The sequence below is a fragment of the Rhizobium sp. ARZ01 genome (genome assembly GCF_014851675.1).
Lineage (GTDB): Bacteria > Pseudomonadota > Alphaproteobacteria > Rhizobiales > Rhizobiaceae > Mycoplana.
In genome coordinates this window covers 1,485,267-1,498,541 of record NZ_JACVAE010000001.1, presented here as the reverse complement: position 1 = coordinate 1,498,541, position 13,275 = coordinate 1,485,267, and the positions used below count along the sequence as shown (strand labels likewise).

The following is a 13,275-nucleotide window of genomic DNA, read 5'->3' as shown; positions in this document are numbered from 1 at the left end:
ACGGGGTCGCCGCCTCGATTGCGTTTTCTGTTACAATGCGGCATGCAGATGCTCATATGCCTCGCTCTTGCCGAAACTGTTCTTATAACATCGCGGCAGAGTTCAACAGGAGGAAACGGATGTTTCGCTCAAGCTTTGTATCGGTAGCGTCCGTGGCGACCTGTCTCGTGGTACTGCCGCTTGGTTCTATCTCGGCGGCCGCGCCAATCGGACTTGCGCCGCATCGCGCCGTCTACGACTTGCAGCTCAAGGATGCGTCTGAGCGATCTGGCATCGCCGGGATGTATGGTCGCATGGTGTATGAATTCAATGGCAATGCCTGTGAGGGCTATACCGTCAGCTTCCGCTTCGTCACCCAGGTCAATACCGGCGAGGAAACCAGGCTTACAGACCAGCAGACGACGACCTACGAAGACCTGAAGAATCGCAGTTTCCGCTTCCTGACGCGCTCCTTCACGGACGAAAAGCTGGACAAGGAAGTGCGGGGTAACGCCCACGACGACAAGAGTGGCGTCAATGTCGAACTGACGTCGCCGGATACGCGTGCGGTTGATCTTGCAGACAGCGTGTTCCCCACAGAGCACATGCTCGCGGTGATCGATCGGGCAAGGAAGGGCGAGAAGTTCTTCGAGGCTCGGATCTTCGATGGTTCGGATTCTGGCGACAAAACGTTGATGACGACCACAATTCTCGGCAAGAAGGAGATGCCCGAAGCCGGCGATCCCGATGCCGCCAAGGCTGGATCCTTTGCTAAGCAGGAATACTGGCCGGTCACGATCGCCTACTACAACGATGACAATACTGGCGACGCGCTGCCGGTCTACCGGATGTCGTTCAAGCTCTACGAGAACGGCATCACCCGGGACCTGACCATGGACTATGGCGACTTCGTCCTCACCGGGAAGCTGGCAAATCTGGAAGTTTTCAAGGCGCCGGAGTGCAAGTAGGTCCGCTGCACTGCAAGCAGCTTTTTCGTCCCGCCGCACTTGATTTCGCGGCGAACTGCGGCTAAGGGCAGCGCATTCCACACGTGAGGCATGGGATAGTTCGGGAGAAATCCGAACCGTTCCGCCCGGTGGCAGAGCCGATGGGCTTTGCTGTTCGCCTTGCGGAGGTTCAACCGGAAAAGGAGAAAAAGGCATGGCATTGCCCGATTTCAGCATGCGCCAGCTTCTGGAAGCTGGTGTTCACTTCGGCCACCAGACCCACCGCTGGAACCCGAAGATGAAGCCGTACATCTTCGGCGATCGCAGCAACGTTCACATCATCGACCTCGCGCAGACCGTTCCGCTTCTGCATCGCGCGCTGCAGGTTGTCAGCGACACGGTTGCTGGCGGCGGCCGGGTTCTCTTCGTCGGCACGAAGCGCCAGGCATCGGAAATCATCGCTGACGCCGCCAAGCGTTCGGCTCAGTACTACGTCAATGCCCGCTGGCTCGGCGGCATGCTGACGAACTGGAAGACGATCTCCAACTCGATTCAGCGCCTGCGTAAGCTCGACGAAATCCTCGCTTCGGAAGCCTCGGGCTTCACGAAGAAGGAGCGCCTGAACCTCGAGCGCGAGCGTGAGAAGCTGGACAAGGCACTCGGTGGCATCAAGGACATGGGCGGCACGCCAGACCTGATGTTCATCATCGACACGAACAAGGAATCGATCGCGATCCAGGAAGCCAAGCGTCTTGGTATCCCGGTTGTCGCCATCATCGACTCGAACTGCGATCCGGACCCGATCGACTATCCGATCCCGGGCAACGACGACGCTTCGCGCGCCATCGCTCTCTACTGCGACCTGATCGCCCGTGCTGCTATCGACGGCATCGCGCGTCAGCAGAGCTCTTCGGGTCGTGACCTGGGCGCCTCGGCCGAGGTTCCGGTCGAGCCGGCTCTGGACGACGCCGAAGCCTGATAGGGCAGGGCGCGGAAGCTTTCCGCATCGTCCTATGCATTGAATCAGGACAAGGCCGTTTTCCGCCGGAAGGTTGAACGGCCTTGTCGCATTTGCCGGCCCCGTTTTGCGACGGGGCGGTTGTAGCCGGGACGAGGATGCTGACCCGTCATCATCCTGTAACGCGCAAGGTGGATTGGCTGCCGCCACGGACTGCGTCCTTGAGACGCGGAAGGCGCCGAACATATTGTAATAGCGCATGGCGCCTGTACGGATCCGCAAGGTCCCGGGGGCGTCGCGCAGAACCCGCAAAAGAGGCGAGACGATGGAAATCACTGCAGCAATGGTGAAGGAACTGCGCGAGAAGTCCGGCGCAGGCATGATGGATTGCAAGAAGGCACTTGCAGAAACGAACGGCGACATGGAAGCAGCGATCGACTGGCTGCGCGCCAAGGGCATTGCCAAGGCTGACAAGAAATCGGGCCGCACCGCAGCTGAGGGCCTGATCGGCATCGTCAGTGGCGGCGTCAAGGCCGTTGCCGTCGAGGTCAACTCCGAGACCGACTTTGTTGCTCGTAACGAAGCCTTCCAGGAACTGGTACGCGGCATTGCCAACGTTGCGCTCACCACCGACGGCAGCGTCGAAGCCATTGCCAAGGCGACCTACCCGGCCACCGGCAAGTCTGTCGATGAGTCGATCAAGGACGCGATCGCCACGATCGGCGAGAACATGACGCTGCGTCGTTCGGCGTTGCTCAAGGTCGAAGATGGCGTAGTTGCCACCTACATCCACAATGCTGCCGGCGACGGCATCGGCAAGCTGGGCGTTCTTGTCGCGCTGAAGTCGGTTGGTGACAAGGAAGTGCTTACGTCGATCGGCCGCCAGGTTGCCATGCATATCGCCGCGACGAATCCGCTCGCGATCCGCGCCGAGGAAGTCGATCCTGCCGTCGCCGAACGCGAACGCAACGTCTTCATCGAGCAGTCCCGCGCTTCCGGCAAGCCGGACAACATCATCGAGAAGATGGTCGATGGCCGCATGCGCAAGTTTTTCGAAGAAGTTGCCTTGCTCTCGCAGGCCTTCGTCATCAACCCGGAAATCACCGTTGGTCAGGCGATCAAGGATGCGGAAAAGCTCGCCGGCGCGCCGATCGAGGTAACCGGCATGGCCCGGCTCCTGCTCGGCGAAGGCGTCGAGAAGGAAGAATCGGACTTCGCAGCGGAAGTGGCAGCTGCCGCCAAGGGCTGATATTTCCATCCAACTTTGGAAAAGCCGAGGGCATCGCGTGACAACGCGGTGCCCTTCGTGTATCGGGCTGACGGCGAAAACTGCAGGCCTGAAAAAATGCCCGCGTCACGAATACGCGCTGGTTTGCCTCATCCGCTTCGCCCTACGTCCAGACCAACCGCCAGGAGCGCCAATGTCCGCCAATCCCATCTACAAGCGCGTTTTGCTGAAAGCATCCGGTGAGGCGTTGATGGGCTCGCAAGGGTTCGGCATCGACGTCGCGGTCGCCGATCGTATCGCCTCAGATATCGCCGAAGCGCGTGCGCTTGGCGTCGAGGTGGGCGTTGTGGTCGGTGGTGGCAATATCTTTCGTGGTGTCGCTGTTGCTTCCAAGGGGGGCGATCGCGTCACGGGCGATCACATGGGCATGCTCGCCACCGTCATCAACGCGCTTGCGCTTGCGACCTCGCTGCGCAAACTCGACATCGATACGGTCGTTCTCTCAGCCATCGCGATGCCGGAAATCTGCGAGAGCTTTTCCCAGCGTGCCACGCTGTCTCATCTGGCGCAGGGCCGGGTTGTGATTTTCGCAGGCGGTACCGGCAATCCATTCTTTACGACGGACTCGGCCGCAGCGCTGCGCGCTGCCGAAATTGGCGCCGAAGCGATCTTCAAGGGCACTCAGGTGGACGGGATCTATTCGGCCGATCCAAAGAAGTTCCCCGATGCCACGCGCTACGACAGCCTGACGCACAACGAAGTGCTCGTGAAGGGGCTTGCGGTAATGGACATTGCGGCAGTCGCGCTCGCTCGCGAGAATTCGATCCCGATCGTCGTCTTCTCGATCCACGAGAAGGGGGGATTTGCGCAAATATTGACCGGCGGCGGCCGTGGGACCATCGTATCCGACAACTGATTCCAAAACGGTGCCCGCAAGGGTATCGTTTCATAGAAAACGGGAGTTTCAACTATGAGTGAAGGTGTTGACCTGAAGGAATTGAAGCGCCGCATGGATGGCGCCATTTCCGCATTCAAGCACGATATCGCTTCGCTGCGCACGGGCCGCGCCTCGGCCAATGTTCTTGATCCGGTGACAGTAGAAGCCTACGGTTCGCGCATGCCGCTCAACCAGGTTGCAAACGTCACGGTTCCCGAGCCGCGCATGCTCGCTGTATCGGTTTGGGACAAGTCGATGGTGAATGCTGTCGACCGCGCCATCCGGGAGGCTAACCTGGGCCTCAATCCGATCATCGACGGCCAGAATCTGCGCATCCCGCTGCCGGAACTGAACGAGGAGCGTCGTCGTTCGCTCGTCAAGCTCGCACACGACTATTCGGAAAAGGGCAAGGTTGCGATTCGTCACGTGCGCCGCGACGGTATGGACGACCTGAAAAAAGCCGAGAAGGATGGCGATATCGGTCAGGACATCAGCCGCAGCCAATCCGAAAAGGTCCAAAAAATGACGGATGAGATGATTTCCGAGGTCGACCGCTTGCTTGCTGAGAAGGAAAAGGAAATCATGCAGGTCTAGCAGCGGTTGCAGGCTAGGCAGATTTCCCGCCATCTTCCACGGATTGTCGATGACCAAGCATGCTTTGAAGAACATTCCCAACCACGTTGCCATTATCATGGATGGCAACGGGCGCTGGGCCAATGTTCGCGGCCTGCCGCGCAGTATGGGCCATCGCAAGGGTGTCGAAGCCGTCCGCGAGGCCGTCCGCACGGCGGCCGACGCCGGCATCAGCTACTTGACGCTTTTCGCTTTCTCCTCTGAAAACTGGAGCCGGCCGGAGAGTGAAGTCAGCGATCTCATGGGGCTGTTGAAGGCCTTCATACGTCGCGATCTCGAGACGCTTCACAAAGAGAATGTGCGCATTCGCGTCATCGGTGATCGCGCGAACTTGCGCAGCGATATTCTTCCGCTGCTTCTGGAGGCGGAAGAGCGCACGCGTTGCAATACGGCGATTACGCTCGTGATCGCGTTCAACTACGGCTCACGCGACGAGATTGCGCGTGCCGTACGCTCGATTGCCGGCGACGTGGCAGCGGGGCTGCTGCATCCGGCGGATGTAACGCCGGAACGGATCAGCGCGCGCCTGGACACGGCTGACATCCCTGACCCCGATCTCATCATCCGAACAAGCGGCGAAGAGCGACTGTCGAATTTCCTGCTCTGGCAGGCAGCCTATGCGGAGCTCATGTTCATTCCTGATTTTTGGCCCGATTTCTCCCGTACCACCTTCCTCGATGCCCTGGAGAACTATGCAGGGCGCGAACGTCGGTTCGGTGGGGTGCCGGCGCCGACGCTGGCGGTAGGCTCCTGATGAGCGCGGAACTTCGTCTTCGCATCATGTCAGGCGTTGTGCTGGCCGCGGTCGTGCTTGCAGCGACCTGGGCGGGCGGTATGCCCTTCCGTCTGTTGTCTGCCGCGATCACCTTGCTCGTCTATTACGAGTGGTCGACCATCACCCGGCTGCCTGAAGTCGATTTTCGCGGCAATGCCTTCGGTTGGGCAGCAACGGCAGCGGCTTGCGTGATGACGGTCTTCGGCGAAGCCGAGATGGCGTTTGTCACAGTCAGCCTCGCCGTCATCGTTGCGCTTGTCCATGCCCTGACATTCAAGCGTAGTCTCTGGCTGCTCGGCGGCGTTGCCTATGCGGGACTAACAGTCCTTTCCCTTGCCGCGATCCGCGCTGACGACGCTACGGGTTTGATTGCCATGCTGTTCGTCTTCGCCGTTGTCTGGTCGACGGACATTCTGGCATATTTCGTCGGCAGGGCGATTGGGGGGCCCAAGCTGGCGCCGTCGATTTCGCCTGGCAAGACCTGGTCCGGGGCGCTCGGCGGTACGGTCTCCGCGGTTATCGCTGGCAGCGCGCTCTATCTTTTCTTCTTCCCGGCGACCGATCTCTGGGTGCCATTGATCGCTCTCGTCTTGTCGGTATGCAGCCAGGTCGGCGACCTGTTCGAATCCTTCATCAAGCGTCGTTTCGGCGTCAAGGACTCCAGTAACCTCATACCGGGGCACGGGGGTGTGATGGATCGGGTTGACGGTCTTGTTTTTGCCTGTTTCGCAGCGTTCCTGCTCGGATTGGCCGCCGTTGCGGGCGGACAGCCGGTCGCTTCGACGGGCGCATTTCTTCTCGGCCTTTGATGCCTGTACACTAAGGAGGCCAACATGGAACTGTTGCTGCACGTTGTCGGCTTTTTGACGGGCACCATTGTACCATTCCTGGTCGTGTTAACGCTGATCGTCTTCGTCCATGAAATGGGGCACTATCTTGCGGGCCGATGGTCCGGTATCGGCATCACTGCGTTTTCGATCGGCTTCGGCCCGGAAATCGCCGGCTTCACCGATCGTCACGGTACGCGCTGGAAACTCTCGGCAATACCGCTTGGTGGGTATGTCAAGTTTTACGGCGATGAGGATGCGGCGTCGACGCCGGATTATGCCAAGCTCCAGGCGCTTCCCGAAGACGAGAAGGCGCGCACCTTTCTCGGCGCGGCATTGTGGAAGCGGGCAGTTACAGTTGCTGCTGGCCCAATCGCAAACTTCATCCTGGCCATAGCCATCTTCAGCGTGACATTTGCAATTTATGGCCGGCAGGTTGCCGATCCCATCGTGGCGGAGGTGCGCGAGCCAAGCGCTGCCGCCACGGCGGGCGTGCTGCCCGGCGATCTGCTCGTCGCCATCGATGGCGTAGCGGTTCAAACGTTCGATGACGTCCGGCGCTACGTCAGCGTGCGGCCGGAAGTGCCGATCGTCGTCACGATCCGGCGCAATGGCGCCGAGCAGGACCTGCGCATGGTGCCGGACCGGACGGAACTGACCGATCAGTTCGGCAATAAGATGGAAGTGGGGGTAATCGGAATCGTTACAACTGAGGCTGCGGGCAATTTTCGCGTCGTCAGCTACGGCCCGCTGGAGGCGGTCGGGCAGGGAATCTTGCAGAGCTGGCAGATCGTCACCGGAACCTTCGACTATCTGTCGAACGTCGTGACGGGCCGCATGAAGGCCGACCAAATCGGCGGGCCGATCCGCGTCGCGGAGGCCTCCGGCCAGATGGCGACGCTCGGTGTTGCCGCGCTGCTGCAGTTGGCCGCCGTTCTGTCTGTTTCCATTGGACTATTGAACCTTATGCCAGTTCCGGTACTTGATGGTGGGCATTTGATGTTTTATGCGGTTGAAGCCATACGGGGAAGGCCGGTCGGTCCTAAGGCTCAGGAGATCGCCTTCCGCATCGGTATGGCATTGATTCTGATGCTGACTGTGTTCGCCACCTGGAACGACACCTTCGGCAGACTTGGATAGAGCAGGCGGTGTGTTGCAGGTTGGGAAGTGCAGGAAGGGATTGCCCGCTAAGATACTGTTTACCGTAAGTGAAAGCATTTAGTGGCCAACGGGTCACGGTTTGAATTGAAGTAAACAGAAATTAACGGCCGACCTTGCTTGTATGGCAAAAGCGGTTAAAACGGCAGCGTGACCGGAGTCGGGTTCGAGTTCGCCGCGAGACATTGAAACAAAGGTAAGTTGTGAAATGAAAGCTGGTTCAAGATTTTTGAACGCGGTGTCTGCCGTTGCCCTTTCTACGAGCATGGTGGTGGCTGGTGGAGCAGCCGTCTCGCTCGTTGCTGTGAGTGCAGCAGAGGCTGCCGTTATCCAGCGCGTGGATGTTCGTGGTGCAGATCGTGTCAGCCCCGAAACCGTGCGGGCGAACCTTACGATCCAGCCGGGCAAGAGCTTCAGCAATGCCGATATCGATGCTTCCGTGCGTCGGCTGTTTGCGACCGGATATTTTTCCGATGTGCGCATTAGTGTTTCCGGCAGCACGCTGGTTGTCGTCGTGGATGAAAACCGGCTGATCAACCAGGTGGTCTTTAACGGCAACCGTAAGATCAAGGACGACAAGCTCGCAGGTATCGTGCGTTCCCAGTCGTTGGGGCCGTTCAGTGAAACGACCATCGAAGGCGATATTCAGGCGATCAAGGATGCCTACGCTGCAATCGGTCGAAGCGATGCAACGGTGACGACGCAGACGTTCGACGTCGGAAATGGTCGCGTGAACCTTGCGTTCGTCATCAATGAGGGTGATCGGACGAAGATCTCGCAGATCAATTTCGTCGGAAATAATGCCTACAGCGACGGTCGCCTGCGCTCGGTCATCAACACCAAGAAGTCCGGCCCCCTCTCGTTCCTGACCCGCAAGGACGTCTACGACGAGATGAAGATGCGTGCCGACGAAGAGACGCTTCGGCAGTTCTATTTCAATCGTGGTTATGCGGACTTCCAGATTGTATCGTCTGAGGCTGTTCTCGATGAGAGCACCAACGAGTACGTTTTGACGTTTACGGTCGAGGAGGGCGAGCGCTACAAGTTTGGCGACGTAACTGTGGAGTCGACGGTTGAAGGCGTAGATGCAGAGGAGCTCAAAGGTTTGCTCCAGTCGCGTGCCGGCGATGTCTATCGTGCGAACGACGTGCAGGATTCGATGTCGGAAATTTCGAAGCGCGTAGCGGCGAAGGGTTATCCCTTTGCCCGCGTGACGCCGCGCGGAAATCGTGACTTCGCCAATCATACGATCGCCGTGGACTACCTGGTCGATCAGGGTGAGCGAGCCTATGTCGAGCGGATTGAGATTCGCGGCAACACGCGCACGCGCGACTTCGTGATCCGTCGCGAATTTGACATCAGTGAAGGTGATGCGTTCAACCAGGAAGTGGTGACAAGCGCCAAGCGTCGCCTTGAAGCGCTCGGCTTCTTCTCCACCGTCAACATTTCGACAGCACCGGGCAGCGCGCCTGACCGCGTCGTGCTGGTCGTGGACGTTCAGGACCAGTCCACGGGTACGTTCGGCCTCGGCGTCGGCTACACGACCGGCAGCGATGGCGGCTTCAAGCTGGAAGCATCCATCGAAGAGAGGAACTTCCTCGGTCGCGGCCAGTATATCCGTATCGCTGCTGGTGGTGGCTCGGATTCGCGGAACTACAGCCTGAATTTCACCGAGCCTTACTTCCTCGGCTATCGTCTGGCGGCCGGCTTCGACATCTTCCGCAATGAGGATGATTCCGAAGACTTCTACGACATTGATAGCCAGGGTGTGACCCTGCGCGTGACGGCTCCGATCACCGAAGACCTGTCGACGACGCTGCGTTACAACTACGCGAAGTACGACTACAGCACGAACGTCAACCAGACTGAAGACCAGGCGAAGCCTGCGGAAGATCAGGATATCTCGGACCCGTACTGGGATGCTATCGACGGCAGCCCCTGGGTTCGCTCTTCGGTTTCGCAGTCGTTGACCTTTGACTCGCTTGATGATCGCAAGCTGCCGCGCGAGGGTATCTACGCAACCTTTACACAGGAATTTGCCGGTCTTGGCGGCGACTCCGACTTCTACAAGATCTACGGCAAGGCGCGCTATTTCCAGACGCTGATGGAGGACGCCGATATCATCGGCAGCCTCTCTGCAGGTGCCGGCTATATGGTCCCGACCAGTGGCGATCTGATGGTCTTCGACCAGTTCCAGCTGAACGCCAACGATCTGCGTGGTTTCGAGAGCGGTGGTATCGGCCCTCGTATGACCAACGGCGACGAGATCGGTGGCACAACCTATTTCACTGTTTCGGCCGAAACCACGTTCCCGCTACCGTTCATCGCACGTGACGCCGGGTTCCGCGGCGCGCTGTTTGCCGATGCCGGCACGCTGTATGGCAACAAGGTCGATATCGGAAACGACGACGTCGAAGGGACGAGCATGTCCTGGCGCGCGTCTGTCGGCGCCAGCCTGCTCTGGTCTTCGCCGTTCGGTCCGTTGCGCGTTGACTATGCGATCCCGGTTGTGAAGGAAGACTTCGACAAGGAGCAGCGGTTCAAGTTCGGCATCTCGTCGAGCTTCTGATCGCGGCAGTCCAGAACTGCGAAGAACAAACCGTTCTGGAGTCCATGCTGATGGAACAAAATTGGTTCTTTCCGCCGCATGACGGTATTCGCCTGGGAGACTTGGCGACCCGTCTTGGGGCGGAGCTCTTGGATCAGTCGACCGCATCGAAGATCGTTCGCAACGTTTCGCCCGTCTACAGAGCGAAAGAGGGCGACATCTGTTATATGCTGTCTCGGAAGAGCAAGGCGGAACTTGAGACCTGTCAGGCGACGGCTATCCTGTGCGACCGCGCTTTGGCTTCTATCGTGCCGGCGCACATTGCTGTGCTGTTGACCTCGCGGGCCCATATGGCCTTCGCCCTTGCCGGCGAGGTGCTGCAGCCGGCGGCGATGCGACCCGCCGCGACGACGTCCGAGTCCGCTGGCATCTCTCCCATGGCTTATGTCGATCCAACGGCCCGGCTTGAACCCGGCGTAGTTGTCGAGCCTATGGCGGTAATCGGCGCCAATGTGGAAATCGGCGAAGGCACGCGCATCGGTCCGGGCGTTGTTCTGGGGCCCGGGGTGAAGATCGGCCGAGACTGTACGATCTCTGCCGGCGCCAAGATCCAGTGTGCGCTTGTCGGTAATCGGGTGATCGTGCATCCAGGTGCCTGCATCGGCCAGGACGGTTTCGGCTACGGGCCGGGGCCGAAGGGCGGAATGATCAAGATCGTTCAGGTTGGCCGTGTCATCATTCAGGACGACGTCGAGATCGGTGCAAACACGACGATAGACCGCGGCACGATGGACGACACCGTCATCGGCGAGGGCACCAAGATCGATAATCAGGTGCAGATTGGTCACAACGTTCGCGTAGGCCGCCATTGCGGTATCGTGAGCAAGGTCGGGATCGCCGGCAGCACGCGCATTGGCGACGGCGTCATGATTGGCGGCGCGTCGGGGATCAACGGCCATATCACGATCGGCGACCGCGTGCAGATTGCAGCGATGAGTGGCGTTGTTGCCGACGTTCCTGCAGGCGAGCGGTATGGGGGCATCCCGGCACGGCCGATGCGTGATTTTCTACGTGACGTCGCGGAAATGACGATGCGCGCGGCCAACAGAAGCAAGAAGACGGGTGAAAAGGAATGAGCGTGGAGACGAAGGAAGCCTTGGGCGTCGCGGAATTGAAGGAAATCCTGACGCTTCTGCCGCACCGTTATCCATTCCTGCTGGTAGACAAGATCGTTGATATCGACGGCGACAATTCGGCGATCGGCATCAAAAACGTCACCGTAAATGAGCCGCAGTTCACCGGGCATTTCCCGGATCACCCGATCATGCCCGGCGTCCTTCTGATCGAGGGCATGGCACAGACAGCAGGTGCCATCTGCGCCCGTAAGACGCGTTCTGGTACCAACCTCGTTTATTTCATGACCATCGACAACGCCCGCTTCCGCAAGCCAGTGGTGCCGGGCGATCGCGTGGAGTACCACGTCGTGAAGCAGAAGCAGCGCGGCAATATCTGGAAGTTTCACTGTGATGCAAAAGTTGATGGGCAACTTGTCGCCGAAGCTGATATCGGCGCGATGATCGTGAACAAGGAAGACGCCTGAATATGATTGCAGCCAGTGCCAGGATCCATCCGCTGTCCGTCGTTGAAGACGGGGCGGTGATCGGGGAGAACGTCGTTGTCGGCCCCTTCTGCCATGTGGGGCCGAAAGTCGTTCTGGGGGACGATGTTGAACTTCTCACCCATGTCGTCGTCGCCGGGCGCACCTCGATCGGTCGCGGCACACGCATTTTTCCGTCAGCGGTCATTGGCGGCGATCCGCAGAGCATTCACCACGGCGGTGAAGAGACGACGCTGACGATCGGCGAGCGCAATACCATCCGCGAAGGCGTGACGATGAACACGGGCACGACCGACGGCGGTGGAAAGACGGTTGTCGGCGATGGCAACCTGTTCCTCGCCTATTCGCACGTCGCCCACGACTGCATCCTTGGCAATCAAATCATCCTGTCAAATAACGTCATGTTGGCCGGGCATGTAACCGTCGAGGATCGCGCCATTCTCGGCGGCGGTTCGGCCGTCCATCAGTTCACCCGAATTGGCCGTCAGGCATTCATCGGTGGTCTTTCGGCCGTTGCTTACGATGTCATCCCGTATGGCATGCTGAACGGCAATCCGGGCATTCTCGGCGGCCTGAATGTCGTCGGCATGTCGCGCGCAGGGATCGAAAAGGCGACGATCCACCGGGTTCGTCGGGCCTTCAAGCAGATCTTTGACGGCGAGGGTTCGGTCCGTACGAATGCCGCCGCCATCCGCGAGGAGTACCTGGACTGCGTTCCGGCGATGGAGATCCTTGATTTCATCGCGGCGGATAGCGACCGCGCGCTTTCTTCGCCGAACCGCAACAAGGCGTGATCCGAATGGCGAGCGGCCGGCCGGACAGCAAAAAGCGGCTGGCCATCATCGCCGGCGGCGGGCGTCTTCCTGTCCACCTTGCCGAGGCTGCCCGCCTGCATGGCGAAAACCCCTATATTCTCGCTTTGACAAACGAGACTGATCAGGACTGGTCGCTGTTCGATCATATGAGTGTGGGGGTCGGGGATTACGCGGCCCTCAGCCGCGCCTTTGCCCTTGAGGGAATTGACCGCGCCGTGCTTTCTGGTGCCGTGCAGCGCCGCCCGGAATGGCGCGATATCCATCCGACCTTTCGAACGCTTGTGCAGGTGCCGGCGATCGTGCGTACCCTTCTCAAAGGCGGCGACGATGCGGTTCTGAAGATGGTCATCCGGCTGATTGAGGCCAATGGCGTGCGTGTCGTGGGGGCACATGAGATCGCACCGGAACTTCTTGCGACGGAGGGGGCAATCGGCAAGCTTTCTCCAGACGCAGACGATCTGCGCGACATCGCGGCCGCCTCTGCTGCGGCAATCGCGCTTGGTTCCCTTGATGTGGGGCAGGGCGCCGTCGCTGTAGGGGGACGGGTCGTTGCTTTGGAAGGGGCCGAGGGAACAGACCAGATGCTGGAGCGCGTGGTTGCCCTGCGCAAGGAGGGGCGGGTCTCTCAGCGCCGCAAGGGTGTTCTGGTCAAGCTGTGTAAGCCGCGGCAGGATACGCGTGCCGATCTTCCCTCGATCGGGGTCGACACGGTGCATTGGGCTGCTGCTGCAGGCCTCGCAGGCATCGCAACCGAAGCCGGGCGTTCTCTGGTACTGGACCGCGCCCGGCTCATTGAAGAGGCGGACCGCGCCGGCCTTTTCGTGTCAGGCATTTTGCCGCGCAAGGAGTGAC

General features: G+C 59.7%; 13 protein-coding genes. All 13 read left to right on the top strand.

What is annotated here, in order from left to right:
- The first annotated feature begins 119 nt into the window (after nt 1–119).
- Nucleotides 120–947: a cell envelope integrity EipB family protein gene (locus tag IB238_RS07150; protein WP_192244815.1), complete on the top strand. Its 828-nt coding sequence runs from the start codon at nt 120–122 to the stop codon at nt 945–947.
- 193 nt (nt 948–1,140) lie between these two features.
- Nucleotides 1,141–1,905, top strand: a complete 765-nt coding sequence (gene rpsB, locus IB238_RS07145) for a 30S ribosomal protein S2 (protein WP_192244813.1) — start codon at nt 1,141–1,143, stop codon at nt 1,903–1,905.
- Between the two features lie 304 nt (nt 1,906–2,209).
- Nucleotides 2,210–3,133: a translation elongation factor Ts gene (gene tsf, locus IB238_RS07140; RefSeq protein WP_192244811.1), complete on the top strand. Its 924-nt coding sequence runs from the start codon at nt 2,210–2,212 to the stop codon at nt 3,131–3,133.
- A gap of 172 nt (nt 3,134–3,305) precedes the next feature.
- Nucleotides 3,306–4,028, top strand: a complete 723-nt coding sequence (pyrH, locus tag IB238_RS07135) for a UMP kinase (protein ID WP_192244809.1) — start codon at nt 3,306–3,308, stop codon at nt 4,026–4,028.
- A 54-nt stretch (nt 4,029–4,082) separates the two neighbouring features.
- Complete coding sequence (gene frr / locus IB238_RS07130) at nt 4,083–4,643, top strand: ribosome recycling factor (protein WP_192244807.1); 561 nt, start codon at nt 4,083–4,085, stop codon at nt 4,641–4,643.
- A gap of 49 nt (nt 4,644–4,692) precedes the next feature.
- A complete protein-coding gene (locus tag IB238_RS07125; protein ID WP_192244805.1) occupies nt 4,693–5,436 on the top strand; it encodes an isoprenyl transferase in 744 nt (247 codons plus the stop codon).
- A complete protein-coding gene (locus IB238_RS07120; protein WP_192244803.1) occupies nt 5,436–6,266 on the top strand; it encodes a phosphatidate cytidylyltransferase in 831 nt (276 codons plus the stop codon). Before IB238_RS07125 ends, IB238_RS07120 begins: the two co-directional genes overlap by 1 nt.
- A 24-nt stretch (nt 6,267–6,290) precedes the next feature.
- Entirely contained in the window at nt 6,291–7,424 is a 1,134-nt protein-coding gene (rseP, locus tag IB238_RS07115; protein WP_192244801.1) for an RIP metalloprotease RseP, read from the top strand.
- A 226-nt stretch (nt 7,425–7,650) separates the two neighbouring features.
- Entirely contained in the window at nt 7,651–10,011 is a 2,361-nt protein-coding gene (gene bamA / locus IB238_RS07110) for an outer membrane protein assembly factor BamA (protein WP_192244800.1), read from the top strand.
- A gap of 50 nt (nt 10,012–10,061) precedes the next feature.
- Nucleotides 10,062–11,126 (top strand): UDP-3-O-(3-hydroxymyristoyl)glucosamine N-acyltransferase, encoded by a 1,065-nt coding sequence (lpxD, locus tag IB238_RS07105; protein WP_192244798.1) that lies wholly within the window; start codon nt 10,062–10,064, stop codon nt 11,124–11,126.
- Nucleotides 11,123–11,590, top strand: coding sequence for a 3-hydroxyacyl-ACP dehydratase FabZ (gene fabZ, locus IB238_RS07100; protein WP_192244796.1), 468 nt, complete (start codon nt 11,123–11,125; stop codon nt 11,588–11,590). The genes lpxD and fabZ overlap by 4 nt, the downstream gene beginning before the upstream one ends.
- Entirely contained in the window at nt 11,587–12,402 is an 816-nt protein-coding gene (gene lpxA, locus IB238_RS07095; RefSeq protein ID WP_192247472.1) for an acyl-ACP--UDP-N-acetylglucosamine O-acyltransferase, read from the top strand. The genes fabZ and lpxA overlap by 4 nt, the downstream gene beginning before the upstream one ends.
- A complete protein-coding gene (gene lpxI, locus IB238_RS07090; RefSeq protein WP_192247469.1) occupies nt 12,402–13,274 on the top strand; it encodes a UDP-2,3-diacylglucosamine diphosphatase LpxI in 873 nt (290 codons plus the stop codon). Before lpxA ends, lpxI begins: the two co-directional genes overlap by 1 nt.
- Nucleotide 13,275: the final 1 nt, after the last annotated feature.